This window comes from Azospirillum sp. P4_B5 (assembly GCF_056402275.1).
Window position 1 is genome coordinate 103636 of sequence record NZ_JBFUHT010000011.1, and the last position, 17767, is coordinate 121402.

At 68.2% G+C, this 17767-nt stretch carries 15 protein-coding genes; 8 read left to right on the plus strand and 7 right to left on the minus strand.

The features are described from left to right. Positions 1-41: 41 nt before the first annotated feature. Positions 42-1340, minus strand: a complete 1299-nt coding sequence (locus AC1DVI_RS11400) for a plasmid replication protein (protein WP_476958069.1) — start codon at positions 1338-1340, stop codon at positions 42-44. 683 nt (positions 1341-2023) lie between these two features. Between AC1DVI_RS11400 and AC1DVI_RS11405 the strand changes: the two genes are divergently transcribed. Both AC1DVI_RS11405 and AC1DVI_RS11410 read left to right on the plus strand, forming a co-directional pair. Then, the gene (locus AC1DVI_RS11405; protein WP_476958070.1) at positions 2024-2821 is read left to right on the plus strand and encodes a helix-turn-helix domain-containing protein; all 798 of its coding nucleotides are present in this window, start codon (positions 2024-2026) and stop codon (positions 2819-2821) included. A 10-nt stretch (positions 2822-2831) separates the two neighbouring features. Continuing rightward, on the plus strand, positions 2832-3431 hold the full coding sequence (locus AC1DVI_RS11410) for a hypothetical protein (protein WP_476958071.1): 600 nt from the start codon (positions 2832-2834) through the stop codon (positions 3429-3431). A 179-nt stretch (positions 3432-3610) separates the two neighbouring features. Here the strand turns inward: AC1DVI_RS11410 and AC1DVI_RS11415 are convergent, their stop codons facing one another. From AC1DVI_RS11415 to AC1DVI_RS11435, 5 genes are all read right to left on the minus strand, one after another. Continuing rightward, positions 3611-4582, minus strand: coding sequence for a carbon-nitrogen hydrolase family protein (locus tag AC1DVI_RS11415; protein WP_476958072.1), 972 nt, complete (start codon positions 4580-4582; stop codon positions 3611-3613). Then, positions 4579-5280 carry a flavin reductase family protein gene (locus tag AC1DVI_RS11420; RefSeq protein ID WP_476958073.1) on the minus strand — a complete coding sequence of 234 codons (702 nt, stop codon included), beginning with the start codon at positions 5278-5280 and terminating at the stop codon, positions 4579-4581. The genes AC1DVI_RS11415 and AC1DVI_RS11420 overlap by 4 nt, the downstream gene beginning before the upstream one ends. Before the next feature lie 71 nt (positions 5281-5351). Continuing rightward, complete coding sequence (locus AC1DVI_RS11425; protein ID WP_476958074.1) at positions 5352-6410, minus strand: ABC transporter substrate-binding protein; 1059 nt, start codon at positions 6408-6410, stop codon at positions 5352-5354. Further along, a complete protein-coding gene (locus tag AC1DVI_RS11430) occupies positions 6407-7249 on the minus strand; it encodes an ABC transporter ATP-binding protein (protein ID WP_476958075.1) in 843 nt (280 codons plus the stop codon). The genes AC1DVI_RS11425 and AC1DVI_RS11430 overlap by 4 nt, the downstream gene beginning before the upstream one ends. A 17-nt stretch (positions 7250-7266) precedes the next feature. After that, the gene (locus AC1DVI_RS11435; protein ID WP_476958076.1) at positions 7267-8064 is read right to left on the minus strand and encodes an ABC transporter permease; all 798 of its coding nucleotides are present in this window, start codon (positions 8062-8064) and stop codon (positions 7267-7269) included. 337 nt (positions 8065-8401) lie between these two features. On the opposite strand from AC1DVI_RS11435, the gene AC1DVI_RS11440 reads away from it, so the two are divergent. From AC1DVI_RS11440 to AC1DVI_RS11460, 5 genes are all read left to right on the plus strand, one after another. Beyond that, entirely contained in the window at positions 8402-9151 is a 750-nt protein-coding gene (locus AC1DVI_RS11440) for a TrmB family transcriptional regulator (protein ID WP_211102248.1), read from the plus strand. A 225-nt stretch (positions 9152-9376) separates the two neighbouring features. Beyond that, complete coding sequence (locus tag AC1DVI_RS11445; protein WP_114859234.1) at positions 9377-9829, plus strand: c-type cytochrome; 453 nt, start codon at positions 9377-9379, stop codon at positions 9827-9829. Positions 9830-9845: 16 nt separating this feature from the next. Next, positions 9846-11198 carry a cbb3-type cytochrome c oxidase subunit I gene (locus AC1DVI_RS11450; protein WP_476958077.1) on the plus strand — a complete coding sequence of 451 codons (1353 nt, stop codon included), beginning with the start codon at positions 9846-9848 and terminating at the stop codon, positions 11196-11198. A gap of 75 nt (positions 11199-11273) precedes the next feature. Further along, positions 11274-12086 carry a CbbQ/NirQ/NorQ/GpvN family protein gene (locus AC1DVI_RS11455; RefSeq protein ID WP_149165580.1) on the plus strand — a complete coding sequence of 271 codons (813 nt, stop codon included), beginning with the start codon at positions 11274-11276 and terminating at the stop codon, positions 12084-12086. Positions 12087-12112: 26 nt separating this feature from the next. Continuing rightward, on the plus strand, positions 12113-14020 hold the full coding sequence (locus AC1DVI_RS11460; RefSeq protein WP_476958078.1) for a nitric oxide reductase activation protein NorD: 1908 nt from the start codon (positions 12113-12115) through the stop codon (positions 14018-14020). Positions 14021-14186: 166 nt separating this feature from the next. Here AC1DVI_RS11460 and AC1DVI_RS11465 read toward each other — a convergent pair whose 3' ends face one another. Next, on the minus strand, positions 14187-15089 hold the full coding sequence (locus AC1DVI_RS11465) for a ferritin family protein (RefSeq protein WP_476958079.1): 903 nt from the start codon (positions 15087-15089) through the stop codon (positions 14187-14189). Positions 15090-15338: 249 nt separating this feature from the next. On the opposite strand from AC1DVI_RS11465, the gene AC1DVI_RS11470 reads away from it, so the two are divergent. Then, on the plus strand, positions 15339-17561 hold the full coding sequence (locus tag AC1DVI_RS11470; protein WP_476958080.1) for a 4Fe-4S binding protein: 2223 nt from the start codon (positions 15339-15341) through the stop codon (positions 17559-17561). Positions 17562-17767: the final 206 nt, after the last annotated feature.

Below are 17767 nucleotides of genomic sequence, written 5' to 3' on the forward strand. Positions count from 1 at the left end.
TTCTGCGGACGGGCGGGCAGGGGAGGGCAGGCGTCCCCAGCTTACTCCACGATGTCCAGCAGAGGCATCTGTCCGTCGCCCCCCTTCGGCAGGGCCGCCCGACGGCGACGGCGGCTTTGGTTGGCCACGTCGGAGGTGACCGGAACGAAACGCTTGGGGCGGCCGCTCTCATCGAGATCGTCGTTGTTGACCACCAGGGTGAGTTCGCGTTCGTTGACGGCGCGCTCCGCCACCGCGCGGCGGATCTGGTCGAGGAAGGATTGGGAGGGATAAAGGTTGTACTCGACGTCGACGTACTTCCGCCCCTCCTTGACCTCCTCGATCTCGATGCGGTCGAGAGCCCCGATCTGCGTATCGGCAAGCGCCTTGACGACGTCGTGGATCCGCAGCCGCATGTCGCGGAACCGCGACCACTCCGACATTCCGGAGTCGCGGATGATGTCGCGGGCGGTGATGCTGACGACCGACTGCGAGGGGTCCTGCCGCAGCGTCTCCGCGATGCGCTTGAACAGCCAGCGCGAGAACGGGTTGCGGATCTTCATCAGGGCTTCGTAGGAGATCGAGTGCCAGTCGACCCGGCGGATCGCCTCGCGGAGCATCATGTTGAACTGGACGAAGGTCTCCGCGTCGCTGCTCTCGTCATCGAGGATCGAGGCGTCGTCGGTGTCGTCCGTCTCGCTGGGACGCTGCCGCAACCCGAGGCCGGCGAAGATGCCGGAGTCCATCATGACCTTGCGGCGGCCACGGCGCTCGATCTGGACCGTGCAGCGCCGCATGATCATCAGCGCTTCCTTGATCTCCGGAATGCTGAGGGTGTGCCGGACGGAGCGAAGCTCCTGCCAGACCTCGTAGAGGGAGAAGCGCAGGATCGCCTCGCCGTTGTCCACCGACAGGCGCGCCGGGTCCGAGGCCAGCTTGCGGATCACGTCCTCGATGATCTGTTCGCGCTCTCCCGGATAGGCGTCGATCTCCTCCACCACCTGAGCCCCGCTGGCGTCGCGGACGAAACGGCCGTCCTTGCCCTTCACCCGGCGCTGGATGCGCGCCGGAACGACCGTGAGGTGGTAGATCTGGTCGGCGAAGGAGAACTGCCGGTGGATCATCGGCAGGCGGTCATCCTGAGCCGCGGGATCACGGGGCTCCAGGCTGTGCGCCGCCTGCCCGTTGGCCTTCGATTCAGGGCTGTCGAAAATGTACTTCGGGGCCAGATCGTACAGAGAGACCATGTTGACGCTGTGGCGCCGGCCCGTGGTGGCATCGATGTGTTCGAACAGCGTGCCCTGGACGGTCTGCCCCTGGGTCTCCATACGGCGCTGCTTGACGACGATCTGCCCCGACATCTGGTGCCTCTCCGAATTCCTGAACACCAAGCCTATGTCTCTTCCGCCGTCCGACGCAACGACATCGCACGTGGAACCATAGGTGACAGGCGCGCATCCAGTAGGTGGCAGGCGCGCTTCCTGTAGGCAACGGGCGCGCAGGCGGTAGGTCACAGGCGCGTTTGCCGAACGACGGGCCGGAGCGGGGCCGAATCGGTGATGTCCTCACTCCCCTGCGGAGACGGCTTGACACCACGATTCGCCGCCGGACCGGCTCCAGGGTGTCACCGACACGTGAGCGCGCCTGAGACCTACCGAGTGGTCCGGGCCGTCGAACGCGCCTGAAACCTAGAGAATCCAGCGAATCGGAGCGCGCCTGCGCCCTATCCGGGGCTCTCGAAACGCGCCTGGAACCTAGAGGATGGGCTGCCCACAAGGCGTCATCGACGCGCCGATAGGTCTCAGGCGCGTTTCGAGGTCCCCGAGTCGCGGCGGTAACCGCGCCTGACACCTTCATATGCGCGTCTGTGGCCTGCCGATGCCGCGCCTGACACCTCCGCAATTGCGCCTGACACCTACCACAAACGCGCCCGCCACCTGTCGATAGGTGACGGGCGCGCTTTGGAGACTCCGAAGCATCCGGGGAATCCTGTCCCGCAAGAACGCCGGCCCATGCCGGTTCCATGACCTCGCGGGAGCGCCGCATGACTACCACGACCGAGACCAACAGCCGCTGGGGCAAGATTCCCGCTTGGTGGCTCGACCACCCCGACCTCGACGCGGACGGATTCGCCGTGCTCGCGGCGCTTGCCACCTTCGCCAACGAGAACGGCGTCTGCTGGCCGTCGCAATCGACCCTGGCGGCGAAACTGAAACGTTCGCGCCCAACCATCAACCGCATCCTGCAGCGTCTTCACGACATCGGTTTGGTCACCATCGAGCATCGTCGCGGCCGCGATGGCTCACGGCTGTCCTGCCTGTACCAGCTGCGCGTCGCCCAGAACGAGGAGGCCGTCGCCCCGACCGTCATCATCCAGGCGGCGCGCCCTGTTTCGGCCGGCGACAGGGATGACTCGCCGGCAAACGCCCCCTGTCCAGCACCGAGTCAGGAACACCATCATCCTGAACAGAATCCGGACTCGCTCGCTTCGGGCGGGCGCGGACCGGTGTGTGAGGTGCCTGCGGATTGGATGCCCAACACCGACGATCTCGCCTGGGCCCGGAGCCGCTTCGGCACGGTCGATCTCAGCCGGCATGTCGAGGGGTTTGTCCTGCGCTGCCAGGCTCACGGCTACCGGTACCGCGACATTTCCGCCGCTTGGCGGGCGTGGCTGGCCCAGGACGCGGCGGCCGGCAAAGCGCCGACGGTGAAAGCCGCCGGGTCTGTCGGGGGTGCCGTCACCGGCGCCAGCCAAAGCGTCGCCGAGCAGCGGGTCAATGCCTGGATGACCGTCGCCGCAAGGCTCAAGGGCGCCCAGCCCGTCGCCCGTCCCCGTTTCTGAGGAGCTGTCGATGTCCGTCGCGATGATGCCGCTGCCCGAGTGGTCCCCGCTGCCCTTCGACCCGGCGATGGCCCCGGCCGAACGTTGCCGCTGTTTGGTCGCCGCCTTTCCGGACGCGTTGCGCGAGATCCTGGCCACCGGCACCCTGGAACACCGCCCGCGCTTCGGCGAGAATGGGTTCGAGGGGCTTCAGGAAAGCTGGTCGCCACCAGCGTCCCTTTCGGCCCGGCAGGTCGCCATGGCGCAGCGGGTGCTGAGGGACCTGGAAAGTTCCATCCTGGCGCCGGCCGAGCCCGACCATCTGCTCGGTCGCGTGCTGGCCTTGCTGTCCCACTTCCCGGCCAAGGGGCTGACGCCCGACGTCGAGCAGCTGGTCGCCATGGACTGGGTCGAGGACTTGGGCGAGTTTCCGGCCTGGGCCATCGACGACGCGGCGCGCGCATGGCGCCGGACGAGGAAGTGGAGGCCAAGCATCGCCGAGATGCGCGCGCTGTGCGAGGAGGCCTGCGCGAAGGAGCGCGTCTTGGCACAGCGTCTCCGGCGGATTGTTCAGACGTTACGGGCCTCGAACGCCGGGCATGGGCTGGCGGAGATCCGCCGGTTTCCATAAGCCCCGGTTTCCATAAGCCTGTGTGGGGTTTGCTGAATGATCATCCGATCCTGCACAGGTCGGCATCGCCGTCTCCCAGCCGGAGCGGCGATGCCGAAACGCACGGAATGGACAATCGCGTCCGTATCGTCACCACGTCAGCGTGGCGTGCCGGTCGAACACGCACGCCCATTCATCGATCAAACCGCCTCTTCGGCCATCTCGTTGTGGTCGGCAGAGATGCCGTCGCGCACCGTGGCGACCGACGCGCGCGGGGTCTCGTCGACGCGCATGCTGAACAGGTCCGGCCGCGCGTAATGGCCCACCGGATCGAAATCGAGCTTGGCGCCGACCAGATCCTCGACGTCCACCTCGGCGGTCAGGATGCCCTCCGCGTCGACCAGCGGGCCGGCGAGGATCTCGCCGAGCGGCCCGACGATGACCGAGCGGCCGTGCATCATCCACTCGTCCGGCCCGGCGTCGATGCGGCTGGCGTAGTCTTCCGGGAAGTCGGAGCGGCGCATCACCTGGCAGGCGCCGATCACGAAGCAGCGCCCCTCCATGGCAACGTGGCGCATGGTGGCGATCCAGCTTTCGCGGTCGTCCGCCGTCGGCGCCGCCCAGAGCTGGACGCCCTTGGCGTAGTAGGCCGCGCGCATCAGCGGCATGTAATGCTCCCAGCAGATGGCGCCACCGACACGGCCGAACGGCGTGTCCATGACGGTGAGGGTCGAGCCGTCGCCAAACCCCCAGACCAGCCGCTCCGACCCGGTCGGCATCACCTTGCGGTGCTTGCCCATCCGGCCGTCCGGCGACAGGTAGAGCACCGTGCAGTAGAGCGTCCCGCCGTCGCGCTCGATGACGCCGACGACCGCGTGGATGCCGTGCCGCGCGCAGGCGGCCGACAGCGTCTCGGTTTCCGGTCCCGGCACCGTGATCGCGCCGCGGACGTAGCGGGCGAAGTCGGCGCGTCCCTCCGGCGTGCGCCGGCCGATCGAGCAGCCGAAATCGAGCCCTTTCGGATAGCCGCCGATGAAGGCTTCCGGGAAGACGGCGAGCGACGCGCCGGTGGACGCCGCCTCGGCGATCAGGTCGACCGTGCGGGCGGTCGCCGCGACGGCGTCGAACGGCACCGTCGCCGCCTGCACCGCGGCCACTTTAACCTTGGTCATGCTTGTCGTTCCTTGCAGTGTGATTCGATGGATTGAGGCGCGGTGTCGGCCCAGACCGGCCTCACCAGATCGAAGACGTCGCGGGTGCGCAGATAGGCCGAGGGGCCGTGCATGCGGGCGACGAGGTCGAGCGCCTCATGGTCGATGCGGGGGCGTTCGGGGTTGCCGGTCAGGACGCGCGTCGCGACATGGGCGTGCAGCACCTCGCCCACGAACAGCCACTGTCCGGGACCGCTTTCGAACTCGTGGATCAGACGGCATTCGAAGGCGACCGGCGAGGCGGCGATGCGCGGCGGCCGGACCGCGACGCTCGGCAGGGTGGCGAGCCCGGCGAGCCGGGTCTCGTCCACCTCGGGCGGCGCCTCGACGCAGGTGAGGTTCATCGCCTCGGCGAGGGCGAAGGGGACGAGGTTGATCACGAACTCGCGCGTCGCCCGGATGTTGACCGCCGTGTCCTTCGGCCGGTCCGGGCGCGCGAGCACGCCGAGACAGACCACCGGCCGGTCGGAGCCGAAGACGTTGAAGAAGGAGTAGGGGGCCGCGTTCACCCGGCCCTCGGCCGAACGGGTGACCGCCCAGGCGATCGGCCGCGGCAGGACCGCGGCGGTCAGAAGGCGATAACGGTCGGGTGCCGGCAGGGTGGCGAAGTCGAAATGGCGCGTTGGAGGGGCGGGGGCGTCGTCAAGTCGTAAGGTCATGAAGTCTCCTTCGGCGCGGCCCGGCACGGCCGCCGCCCCGTCCTGCGCGATGCGTCGGGATCGCCGGCCGCTCAGCCGACGATCTTGACCGTTTTCGGATCGAAGTTTTGGGTGGTGAAGGCGGCGTCGACCTTGCCGGCGATGGACGTGTCGACGAACTTCGAGACGTCCGGCAGGCGCGGCAGAAGCTTCGCCTCGACGCCCCATTCGGCGAGCAGGTTCAGCTTTTTGATCTGCTCTTCCGACAACGCCGCCTTGATGTCGGTGGGCGCCTTGGCGTTCCAGGCGGGGTCATAGCCCGACGCCTTTTCCAGCACGGCCTCGGGGATGTTCTTCGCCGGCTCCAGCGAGCGGAACCAGCCGTTGACGAGGTCGTGGTTCTGGCTGGCGAAATACAGCGCCTGGGAGTTGGCGAGCAGGAAGCGCTCCGCCACCTCGGGCCGGTCCTTGAAGAAGCGGTTGTTCGCGGTCAGCACGATGACCGGGGTCAGGTTCTCCGAAACGACCTGGGCGAAGCCCGCGTTCTCGAAGAAGCTGACGAACGGGTCGTAGGTGAAGAAGGCGTCGATCCGCTGCGCGCCCACCGCGTCGGCCAGCTCCGCCGGCCCGACATTGACGAAGGTCATGTCGCGTCCGGGGGTGAGGCCGGCCTTGGTCATCGCCTCCTGGGCGTTCTGGAAGGCGGTGATGCCGAAGGTGCCGTAGACCTGCTTGCCCTTCAACCCGGCGACGTCGGTGATCCCCGACTTCTTGGTCACCAGCACCGCCGAGCGGAAGCGCGCCTGCGAGGCGATGGTGGTGACCGGCGCCCCGACGGCCATGGTGGTGACGGCGGCGAAGTCGGACAGCGTGCCGACGTCGGCCGCGTTCGACACGATCGCCTCGTTCACCGCCGGCGAGGCGTTGAGCTGGATCATGTTCATCCGCAGGCCGTTGCGGGCCGCGATGTCCGTCCGCATCAGCACATGGGCGATCTGGGCCGACACGGTGGTGGTGTTGAACCAGCCCATCTTGACGACGTCCGCGCCCTGCGCGCGGAGGATCGCCGGCTTGGCGAGGGTTGCGGCGGCGGCGATGCCGGCGGCCAGCTGGCCGAAACGACGGCGAGAGAGTGTCGAGGTCACGTTCATTCCCCTTTTTGCCATTCGGGTTTCAGGGTTTCCCACAGGTCGTTGACCGTGGAGACGAACCAGGGATCGGAGCGCATCTCGGCCGTGCGGGGCCGCGGCAGCGGCACGGCGACCTCCTCGCGCACCCGGCCGGGCCGCGGGCTCATCACCACCACGCGGTCGGCCAGGAACACCGCCTCGTCGATGCCGTGGGTGACGAAGATCACCGTCTTGCCGGCCTCGGACGAAATGCGGGCGATCTCCTCCTGCAGCAGCACGCGGGTCTGCGCGTCCAGCGCGCCGAACGGCTCGTCCATCAGCAGGATGTCGGGGTCCGGGGCGAGCGCGCGGGCGATGGCCGCCCGCTGCTTCATGCCGCCGGAGATCTGGTGCGGGTACTTCTCCTCGAAGCCGGTCAGCCGGACCATGTCGATCAGCGAGCGGGCGATCTCCGCGCGCTGCTTCTTCGCCATGCCCTTGGCCTTCAGGCCGAACTCCACATTCTGCTGCACGGTCATCCAGCCGAACAGAGCGTAGTCCTGGAAGACGACGGTTCGCGACGGGTCCGGCTTGACGATGGGGCGGCCGTTCTGCAGGAGCGTCCCGCTCGACGCCGACTGGAAGCCGGCGACGATGCCGAGCAGGGTCGACTTCCCGCAGCCCGAGGGGCCGAGCAGCGAGATGAACTCGCCGCGGCGGATGCGCAGATCGACCCCGTCGAGGGCGACGACCATGTTGTCGGACGAGGTCCCGCCATAGACCTTGCCCAGATTCCGGATGTCGATCTGGATGTCGGCCGGCTGGGCCTGCGGCGCGCCGTGCGGCGGGGCGGGGGGCTTGAGTGCGGTGTTGGCGGCCATGTTCCTTCGCCTCCTGCTCAATTGCGCTCGGAAGGCGCCCAGGCGTTCACCCGACGCTCGATCCGCTCAAGGACGGCGGACATGGCGAAGCCGACGAGACCGATGGCCACCATGCCCGCAACGACGTTGTTGATCTGGAACAGCATGCGCGACTGCTGGATCAGGTAGCCGAGGCCGGTCTGCGCGGCGATCAGCTCGGCGGTCACCACGCACATCCAGCCCACGCCCAGCGCGATCCGCAGCCCCGGCAGGATGATCGGCAGGGAGGCCGGGATCAGCACGTCGGTGAAGAGCTGCCAGGGCGTCGCGCCGAGGCAGAGCGCCGCGTTCATCTGGTTGCGGTCGAGGCCCCGCACCGCCGTGTAGGTGGCGACGAAGGCCGGGAAGACGGCGCCGAGGAAGACCAGGAAGTAGGACGCGGCGTCGCCGAGCCCGAACCACAGGATGGTGATCGGAATCCAGGCGAGCGGGGGAATGGGGCGAAGCGCCTCGACGACCGGCCGGACGAAGTCCGCGACGCTGCGCCACCATCCGCACATCAGCCCGAGCGCCATGCCGACGACACAGGCGAGCGCGAAGCCGACCGCCACCCGCTGCAGGCTGGCGCCGAGATGGACCCACAGCGAGCCGTCGAGCGCCATGTCCCACAGCGCCCCCGCCACCGCGACCGGCGACGGCAGCAGGAAGGCGTCGATGACGCCGAGCGAGGTCAGCGCCTGCCAGACGGCGAAGAAGGCCGTGAGGCCCAGCGCCGCCCGGAAGGGCCGGTCCGTCAGAATGCGAGGGGTCGCGGCGCGGCGCGGCGCCCTCTGCATGAAAGGCGGTGCCGCCGCATGCGCTTTTGAATTCGCTTCCATCACCTTCCCTCGTTCCACCGTTCGGCGCCGCCTCGCGGGACGTCAACGTCCTTGGACGACGACAAAACGATGACAGTGTCGGAAAAATCCGTCAATTTGAAAAATACGAATGAATGGTGTTTTCTCAGCCTAAACTTGCCGTTTTAAAGGGCATTTGGCGGAGGAAAGGCCCATTTTATCGCCTCAGCGCCACAGTTGTGCCGCGGGATGCCGAGATTTTATCGGCAAAAACCGACGATGGACGGGTGGCGCGGAATCGGGCATGTTGCGACGCGATTCAAAAGGGAGCACGTGGGTGAATCTTGAGGAGAAGCTGTCCCGGATCGGCATATCGGGGACGCTCTACAAGCTCTATCTGACGACGATCCGTCTTGGCGGCGGCTCCGTGACGGAGGTGGCCGCGGGTGCCGGCATGGCCCGCACCACGGCGCACGACGCTCTCGCCAAGCTGGAGGCGGAGGGGCTCGTCCGCTTCGTCGATCACGGCAAGCGCCGCTTCGTGGTCGCCCAGGACCCGGGCATCCTGCTGGAGCGCAGCGAGGCCCGGCGGCAGATGCTCGAGGACGTGATGCCGGTGCTGCGGTCGATGTACCATCACGAGAACGGCCAGCCGAACGTCCGCTTCCACCCCGGTCCCGAAGGCATCCGCACCGTCCTGTGGGAGACGCTGAGCGGCGAGGAGAAGGAACTGCGCGCCACCCTCTCCATGCGGGAACTGATGGTCGAGCCGGGGCTGGAGGAGATGGAGCGTTACCTGAAGGAGCGGGCGCGGCGCGGCATCTGGTTGCGGGTGATCCGTTCGGAGGAGCGCGACATCGCGCCGATCTGGCCATCGAGCCAGGAGGAGCGGCGCGAACTGCGCTACGCGCCCGCCACCTACAACCTTGCGATGACCTGCTTCATCCACGGCAGCAAGGTTTCGGTCATCTCGTCGGCCCGCGAGAGCTACGGCCTGATCCTCGACAGCGCCGATTTCGCGGCCTTCCAGGCGTCCATGTTCGACGCCATGTGGAGCCTGAGCACGCCGGCGCCGACCATTCCTTGAGCGCGCCGGCCGCGGGAAGCGCCGGGTTGGCCCGGCGCCCGCTTTTTCACACAGCCCTCAAATCCGGCCTCAAATCCGGACGACGACCGTCCACTTGACCGCCGTCAAGGATAGTCGCACCAAATCGGTCAACTTTCTCCGTCATGGCGCACGGCCAACGCTGCTCAAGGCCCCTCCGTTCCACGAAGGTCTGCCTCGGGGGCCTGACCCAGGAGAAACGAACGCATGACGGAACGCTTCACCAAAGCGGCCGCCCGAAACATTTTTTACGGCGGATCGCTCTTCTTCTTCGCCGCCTTCGTCTCGCTGACGGCGGCAAGTCACATCTATGTCGTCAACACCGGCACCGACAGCAAGGGGCTGACCGACAGCGTCGCCCGTGGCAAGCATGTGTGGGAGAAGAACTCCTGCATCAATTGCCACACGCTGCTGGGCGAGGGCGCCTATTTCGCGCCGGAACTGGGCAACGTCTGGATCCGCTACGGCGGCGACAAGGACGCGGAGGGCGCGCGCGCCGCGTTGGCCGGCTGGATGGCCGCCCAGCCCAGCGGCATCGAGGGCCGCCGCCAGATGCCGCAGTTCAACCTGACGGAGCAGGAGGTCAACGACCTCGCCGCCTTCCTGGAGTGGACCAGCCGCATCAACACCCAGAACTGGCCGCCCAAGATCTCCGGCTGACGAAGGACGAAAGGCCATGAAATACCAATCGCAAAAGGTCGCGCTGCCCTACTTCTACGGCGCGCTGGCCCTGTTCGGCGTTCAGCTCCTGGTCGGCCTGCTGGCCGGCACGGTCTATGTGCTGCCCAACGTCCTGTCGGAACTGCTTCCCTTCAACATCCTGCGGATGATCCACACGAACGCGCTGATCGTGTGGCTTCTGATGGGCTTCTTCGGCGCCGCCTACTACCTGATTCCCGAGGAGGCGGAGCGCGAACTGCACAGCCCGAAGCTGGCCTACATCCAGTTCGGCCTGTTCATGTTCGGCGCGCTGGCCGCCGTCGTCGGCTACGTCTTCCGCATCCATGAGGGGCGCGAGTTCCTGGAACAGCCGACGTGGATCAAGGTCGCCATCGTCGTCGTCGCGCTGATGTTCCTCTACAACATCTCCATGACGGTGCTGAAGGGCCGGCGCACGGTCATCACCAACATCCTGGTGATGGGGCTGTGGGGCATCGCGATCTTCTTCCTGTTCTCCTTCTACAACCCGACCAACCTCGCGCTGGACAAGATGTACTGGTGGTACGTCGTCCATCTCTGGGTCGAGGGTGTGTGGGAACTGGTGATGGCCTCCATCCTCGCCTTCCTGATGATCAAGATGACCGGCGTCGACCGCGAGATCGTCGAGAAGTGGCTCTACGCCATCGTCGGCCTCGCCCTCTTCTCCGGCCTGCTGGGCACCGGCCACCATTACTACTGGATCGGCACGCCGGGCTACTGGCAGTGGATCGGCTCGCTGTTCTCGACGCTTGAGGTCGCCCCCTTCTTCTTCATGGTCGTCTTCGCCGTGAAAATGGTGCTGAAGGGCGGGCGCGATCACCCGAACAAGGCTGCCCTGCTGTGGTCGGTCGGCTGCGCGGTGACGGCCTTCTTCGGGGCGGGCGTCTGGGGCTTCCTGCACACGCTGTCCTGGGTCAACTACTACACCCACGGCACGCAGGTGACGGCGGCGCACGGGCATCTTGCCTTCTTCGGCGCCTATGTGATGATCAACCTCGCCATCTTCAGCTACGCCATGCCGCATCTGCGCGGCGTCGCGCCCTACCACCAGACCCTCAACAAGGCCAGCTTCTGGCTGATGACCGGCGGCATGACGGTGATGACCTTCGCCCTGACCTTCGCCGGGGTCGTGCAGGTCCACCTGCAGCGCGTGATGGGCATGGACTACATGACCGTCCAGGCGGAGATCGCTCCCTTCTACTGGGTGCGTCTGGCCGCCGGTGCCGCGGTGTTCATCGGCGCCGTCCTCTATCTCTACGCTCTGCTGGGGCCGGTGCCCACGGCTCGCAAGAGCACCGGAATCGGTGCGGCCGTGCAGCCCGCCGAGTGATCAGGACCTTCCCCTCCTCCGCGCGCCGGGGGAGGGGACCTCTCTTTTTTGCCTTCCGTTTTCGAGGAGACACCCATGACCCGCAGCGCCCTGAAGGCCGTCGCGGACGACCTCGACATCCCCTACTACAAGGCCGTCGGCGACGAGTGCGAGCTGTTCGAGCACGCCTTCCGCCACCGCCTGCCTCTGCTGCTGAAGGGGCCGACGGGCTGCGGCAAGACGCGCTTCGTCTCGCACATGGCAGCCCGGCTGGGTCGTCCCCTCTACACCGTGTCCTGCCACGACGACCTGACCGCCGCCGACCTGACCGGGCGTTACCTGCTGAAGGGTGGCGACACGGTGTGGGCGGACGGCCCGCTGACCCGCGCCGTGCGCGAGGGCGCCGTCTGCTACCTCGACGAGGTGGTGGAGGCGCGCAAGGACGTGACCGTCGTGCTCCACCCGCTGACCGACGACCGCCGCCTGCTGCCGCTCGACCGCACGGGCGAACTGCTGGAGGCGCCGGACGACTTCATGCTGGTGGTGTCCTACAACCCCGGCTACCAGAACGTTCTGAAGACCCTGAAGCCCAGCACGCGCCAGCGCTTCCTCGCCATCGAATTCGACTTTCCGGCGCCGGAGGACGAGGCCGTCATCGTCGCCCGCGAGAGCGGCCTGCCGGAGGCGCGCGTCGCCCCGCTGGTCCGTCTGGCCGGCGCGCTGCGCGCCCTGAAGGGCCAGGATCTCGAGGAAGGCGTCTCCACCCGCCTGCTGGTCTATTGCGCGACGCTGATCCGTTCCGGCGTGAAGCCCGAGCGGGCCATCCGCACCGCGCTGATCGAACCGCTGACCGACGACGCCGACGTGCGGCAGGCGCTGCTGCGCGTCGCCGACATCGCCCTGGGCTAAGGGCAACTGGGGTAAGGGAAACGGACATGCTGTCGCTGCTCGAGCCTGAGGAGTTCATCGGCCGCCACTGGCACCGTCTGGTCGGCGGCCGGTCGAGCCTGCCGCACCATCCCGATGCCGCGGTGACGCTGGAGGCGATCCGGCCCCGGCTGGCGGTGTTCTTCCGCGGGCTGGGCGGCGACCGGGGCGTGCGGCTGGCCGCCGCGGGACGGGCGTCCTCCAGCCACCGGCTGTCGGTTCTGGAGCGCATCGGCCTCGGCACCGAACGGCTGGAGCGGCCGGCGCTGGACGGCGACGTGCTGCAGTTGCCCGCCATGCTCGACGTGTTCCCCGACGCGGCGCTGAACGAGCGGCTCTACGAATGGCTGGCCGCGTACTTTGCGCACGCCGAGGCCGATGGCGAGGCCCCCGCTGACCCGCTGCGGGCCGATCTGCGGGCGCTGCGGCAGGCCCACGCGACCACCGCGCGGGTTCTCGCGCGCTGGCCGGGTTTGACCCGCCTGCACGGTGAGCTGTGCACAGCGCTGATCGCCGTGCGGCCCAAGCGCTCCCTGCCGAAGGAAGAGGCGATGGTGGAGGCGGCGGTGCTGGCTCTGCTGGGCGTTGGCGACGGCGGCGCGGCGCTGGACGGGACGGTTCCGCTGGACCGCTTCACCGCCCCGGCCGGCTACAAGCCCTTCCTGCCGGTGCCGCTGTGGGGCGAGGTTTCGGGTCCCGCTCCGTCCGGCGCGGCAGCCACTCCCGATGCCACGGCCGAGGACGGGGCGGCCCCCTCCTCTGAAAGCGATGGCCAGCGCCGGAAGGCGACGCGGCGCGACAGCGATCAGGTGCAGCGCGAGGACCCGCTGATCCTGAACCGTTTCGAGAAGATCTTCGGTCTGGCGGAGATGCTGAACATCCCCCGCCCGGTCGATGACGACGACGAGGACGCCGCCCGTCAGGCCGCCGACGATATGGAGGAGATCGCGCTCGCCCAGCATCAGCGCAAGCCCTCGACCCGGTTGAAACTCGATCTCGATCTGGCGCCGGCCGCCGTGGACGCGGCGCCGCTGACCGCGGTTCTGACCTACCCGGAATGGGACCATCGCCGCCGCGCCTACCACCCCGCCCATTGCCGCGTCGTCGCCGAACCGGCGCCGGAGGACGGCGAGGACTGGGTGCCCGACGAGGCCGCGCTGCGCCGCATCCGGCAGGTGCGCCGCCAGTTCGAGGCCCTGCGCCCCAAGCGCATGGTCTTCACCGGCCAGCCGGACGGCGACGATCTCGACCTCACCGCGCTGGTGCGCCGTTGCGCCGACCAGCGCGCGGGCGGGGCGGGCAGCGACCGCGTCTATCAGGCTGCGCGCAACGCGGCGCGCGATCTGGCGGTGGCGGTTCTGGTCGACACGTCGCTGTCCACCGACGGCTGGGTGGACGGGCACCGCGTGCTCGACGTCGAGAAGGAGGCGCTGCTGGCCCTGTCCAACGGCCTGAACGCCTGCGGCGATCCACACGCGATCTTCGCCTTCACCTCGAAGAAGCGGGACTGGGTGCGGGTGCAGACGGTCAAGGAGTTCGACGAGCCGCTGAACGCCCGTGTGCAGCGCCGCGTCCAGGCGCTGAAGCCCGGCCATTACACCCGCATGGGAGCGGCGCTGCGCCACACCGCCGCGCGTCTGGCGGAGCGGCCCAACCGGCACCGCCTGCTGATCCTGCTGTCGGACGGCAAGCCCAACGACGTGGACCATTACGAGGGGCGCTACGGCATCGAGGACACCCGCGTAGCGATCCAGGAGGCCCGCCGCCAGGGCATCGCCCTGTTCGGCATCACCGTGGACGCCGAGGCACGCGATTACTTCCCCTATTTGTTCGGCCGGGGCGGCTACGCGATCTTCCCGCAGGTCACGCATCTGACCAAGGCCCTGCCGGCGCTGTACCGGCAGGTGGTGGGGTAGCACCCAGGACGATCTCCTTAAAATCCCCTCTCCCCTCTGGGGAGAGGGTTAGGGTGAGGGGGTTGCGCTTGTGCCGAAGGTTTCCTTACGCACATCCCCCTCACCGGCCCTGCGGGCCACCCTCTCCCCGGAGGGGAGAGGGCTATAATGGTTTTCGGATAAGCCTTTAGCTCGCTGCGTCGATCCGTTCCGCCAGTTGCGCGAGGTGACCCACCACAGCCTCCTGAAGGCGCAGGGATTCGTTCAGGACCAGCTCGTCGGTCGCCTGGGCCGCGACGTCGCCGAAGGCTTCGGCGAGCCGTTCGGAGGCGGCGACCGCCGCGCGCAGGCAAGCGGGCGCGGTGTCGGGAACGGCGGCCTGTGACGGCGCGGTGCCGGAGCCGGACGGGATCAGCGCCCGCTCTTCGTCGGCGATGCGGGTCAGCAGCGCGGCGCCGTCTCCGTCACCGAGGGCCAGCAGGCGCACCGCCAGCGCGCCGTGCTCGGCGGCGGTGGCGGACAGCAGGGCGACGGCCAGCCGTTCCAACTCCGCCGGTGTGTCCGCGCGGGCCGGCTTGCGGTCCGCCCGGCCACGTTCGCGGCGGAAGGCCTTGCGGCGCTCGCGCCGGAGCAGGGCGGCGTGGCGAAGTTCCTCGCGAGCCAGCGACTCGGCATGGGTGCGCACGGAATCGTCCGGCGCGCTGGCAACGATGTAGCTGTAGAAGGCGAAGGCGCGCTGCTCGTTGACCACCGCCAGCGACAGCGCCTGATAGGGCGTCAGCCGCGTGCGCTCGGTCAGCTCCTCCCAGGAGGCGGCAAGCTCCGGCGGCAGGCGCCAGAGGAAGGCCGGAGCGTCGGGGGCGGGGCGGCCGAGGCTGTGCGCCCAGCCGCCCACCGCCTGCACATGGTCCTGCTCCTCCGCGATCAGGGCGCGGAAGGTGACGGCGGTGTCGGTCTCGCCGCGTCGGTCCATCAGGGCCGCCAACTGGGTGTAGCGGCGCACCGCCTCCTGTTCCAGCGCCAGGGCGATGCCCAGAAGATCGTCCAGCGAGCGGACCCCGCCCTGAGGCTCGTGGCGCAGCAGCGGCATGGCTTCACCTCAATTTCAAAATACAGTTTGCCTAAAATACAATCTTGTGTCCCGCACGGTCATAAGGAGCGGAACGCCGGAAGGAGGATAGTCGGGACTCATTTCCTCCGAATTGACGCCGGTCAAGAACAGGGTTCCGAACATGTGGTCCCATAGCCGCGTCAAAGGGGCTTGCGGCCTCTTGATCAAGATCAAGACATCAGGGCAAGGGAAATGGTTGCAGACTTCTTGCGGAGGACACGCGCACTGGTGGCTGGGCTGCTGATTCTGCTGGCCGGGTTCGGCACGGCGGACGCGGCCGAGGCGCTGCTGGCGCGGTATCTCGGCACGGTGCAGCCGGGCGATCTCGCCGCCGGGGCGGACCGCTTCGGCGCCCCCCTGCCGAACGCGCCGCTGGTTCCCGTCTACAAGGGCGACGCGCTGGTCGGCCACGCCTTCCTGACCTCCGACTTCGTGAACACGACCGGCTATTCGGGCCGCCCGATCCATGTGATGGTCGGGCTGGCGCCGGACGGCACGGTGACCGGGGCGAAGCTGGTCGACCATCACGAGCCCATCGTCCTGATCGGCATCCCGCCCGCCAAGGTCAACGCCTTCATCGACGGCTACGTCGGCAAGAACGTGCTGACCCTGGCCTCGCAGAGCGCGTCCAGCCCGCCGGTGGACATCGTGTCCGGCGCCACCGTGACGGTGATGGTGATCGGCGATTCGATCATCCGCTCCGGCAAGAAGGTGTTGCAGGCGCTGGGCGCGCCGGGAGCGGCGGAGGCCGCGCCGACCGTGACCCGCAGCCTCGACCTGTCCAAGACGGGAGTGGAGGACTGGGCCACGCTGGTCGGCGACGGTTCCGTGCGCCGCCTGACGCTGACGGTGGGCGAGGTGAACGCCGCCTTCGAGCGCACCGGCAAGGCCGAGGCCGCCGCCCGTCCCGAGGCCGGCGATCCGAACGACAGCTTCATCGACCTCTACGCGGCACTCGCCACCATTCCCGCCGTCGGCCGCTCCCTGCTGGGCGACGCGGAGTACGAGGCGCTGGTGCAGCGGCTGAAGCCGGGCCAGCACGCCATCGTCGTGGCGGGGCAGGGGCGCTATTCCTTCAAGGGCTCGGGCTATGTGCGCGGCGGCATCTTCGACCGTTTCGAGCTGGTCCAGCATGAGGGCGCCATCCGCTTCCGCGACCGTCTGCACAAGCGCCTGGGCTCCCTGGCCGCGGCGGGCGCGCCGAATTTCCCCGAGATCGGCCTGTTCATCATCCCCGAAGAGGCCGGCTTCAACCCCGCCGATCCCTGGCGCCTGCAGCTGCTGGTGCAGCGCGCGACCGCGGCGCTCGACAAGGCCTTCGTCACCTTCGACCTCGGCTACCAGCCGCCGGAGAAGTTCCTGAAGGTCGAGCCGGTGGCCGCTCCTGCCGCAGCCGCGGCGCCGGCCTCCGCGGCTCCGATGGCCGCCGCCCTGGCGGAACAGGACGCGGCCGACGAGATCCCGCTGTGGCGGCGCATCTGGGAGAACCGGCTGTTCGACGTCGCTATTCTGGCGAGCGCGATCCTGCTGCTGACCGGAATCTTCTTCTTCCAGGACCAGCTCGTGAAGCGTCCGGCTCTCTACGAGCGGGTGCGCACCGGGTTCCTCGTCTTCACGCTGGTCTGGCTCGGCTGGTACGCGACGGCGCAGCTGTCGGTGGTCAACGTGCTGACCTTCGCCAACGCGCTGCGCACCGACTTCCGCTGGGACTATTTCCTGATGGACCCGCTGGTGTTCATCCTGTGGTTCTCGGTCGCCGCGTCGCTGCTGTTCTGGGGCCGGGGCGCCTTCTGCGGCTGGCTGTGCCCGTTCGGCGCGCTGCAGGAACTGGCGTCCAAGGTCGCCAAGAAACTCGGCGTCCGCCAGATCGCCGTGCCCTTCGGGCTGCACCAGCGGCTGTGGCCGATCAAGTACATGATCTTCCTGCTGCTGTTCGGCCTGTCGCTGACCTCGCTGGCGACGGCGGAGAAGGCGGCGGAGGTCGAGCCGTTCAAGACCGCGATCATCCTACATTTTGTCCGCGACTGGTGGTTCGTCCTGTTCGCCGTGGCCCTGATCGCCGCCGGCCTGTTCATCGAGCGCTTCTTCTGCCGCTACCTGTGCCCGCTGGGCGCGGCGCTCGCCATCCCCGGCCGGATGCGGATGTTCGACTGGCTGCGCCGCTACAAGGAATGCGGCAACCCGTGCCGGCGCTGCGCCAACGAATGCCCGGTCCAGGCGATCCACCCCGACGGCTCGATCAACCCCAACGAATGCATCCAGTGCCTCCACTGCCAGGTGCTCTACCACCACGACCGCAAATGCCCGGTCATGATCCAGAAGCGCCTGAAGCGGGAGCGCCGCGACGCCACCCAATCCACAGCTACGGCCGCCGAACCAAAACCGCGCGCCGCCGTGCTGACCACCGATCCCGCCACCGGGCACCTGTCCGCCCGGCCGGAAGGACTTTGACCCACCAGGTCGAAACAAGAGCCCCGCAAGGGGACATCGAAGGAGTTCACCCATGTCGGACACAAAAGCGTCGAACATCAAGGTTGAGCGGACGGGCGTGAACCGCCGCGATCTTCTCGGGGGCACCGCCAAGGCGGCGGCGCTGGCCGGCATCGCCGGCGCGGTGGCCGGCGGCACGGCGGGCGGCGCGTTGTTCGGCGCCGGCC

Excerpts from the sequence above, each read along its gene's own strand:
- AC1DVI_RS11400 (WP_476958069.1), bottom strand. The coding sequence starts at position 1,340 with ATGTCGGGGCAGATCGTCGTCAAGCAGCGCCGTATGGAGACCCAGGGG.
- AC1DVI_RS11405 (WP_476958070.1), top strand. The coding sequence starts at position 2,024 with ATGACTACCACGACCGAGACCAACAGCCGCTGGGGCAAGATTCCCGCT.
- AC1DVI_RS11410 (WP_476958071.1), top strand. The coding sequence starts at position 2,832 with ATGTCCGTCGCGATGATGCCGCTGCCCGAGTGGTCCCCGCTGCCCTTC.
- AC1DVI_RS11415 (WP_476958072.1), bottom strand. The coding sequence starts at position 4,582 with ATGACCAAGGTTAAAGTGGCCGCGGTGCAGGCGGCGACGGTGCCGTTC.
- AC1DVI_RS11420 (WP_476958073.1), bottom strand. The coding sequence starts at position 5,280 with ATGACCTTACGACTTGACGACGCCCCCGCCCCTCCAACGCGCCATTTC.
- AC1DVI_RS11425 (WP_476958074.1), bottom strand. The coding sequence starts at position 6,410 with ATGAACGTGACCTCGACACTCTCTCGCCGTCGTTTCGGCCAGCTGGCC.
- AC1DVI_RS11430 (WP_476958075.1), bottom strand. The coding sequence starts at position 7,249 with ATGGCCGCCAACACCGCACTCAAGCCCCCCGCCCCGCCGCACGGCGCG.
- AC1DVI_RS11435 (WP_476958076.1), bottom strand. The coding sequence starts at position 8,064 with ATGCAGAGGGCGCCGCGCCGCGCCGCGACCCCTCGCATTCTGACGGAC.
- AC1DVI_RS11445 (WP_114859234.1), top strand. The coding sequence starts at position 9,377 with ATGACGGAACGCTTCACCAAAGCGGCCGCCCGAAACATTTTTTACGGC.
- AC1DVI_RS11450 (WP_476958077.1), top strand. The coding sequence starts at position 9,846 with ATGAAATACCAATCGCAAAAGGTCGCGCTGCCCTACTTCTACGGCGCG.
- AC1DVI_RS11455 (WP_149165580.1), top strand. The coding sequence starts at position 11,274 with ATGACCCGCAGCGCCCTGAAGGCCGTCGCGGACGACCTCGACATCCCC.
- AC1DVI_RS11460 (WP_476958078.1), top strand. The coding sequence starts at position 12,113 with ATGCTGTCGCTGCTCGAGCCTGAGGAGTTCATCGGCCGCCACTGGCAC.
- AC1DVI_RS11465 (WP_476958079.1), bottom strand. The coding sequence starts at position 15,089 with ATGCCGCTGCTGCGCCACGAGCCTCAGGGCGGGGTCCGCTCGCTGGAC.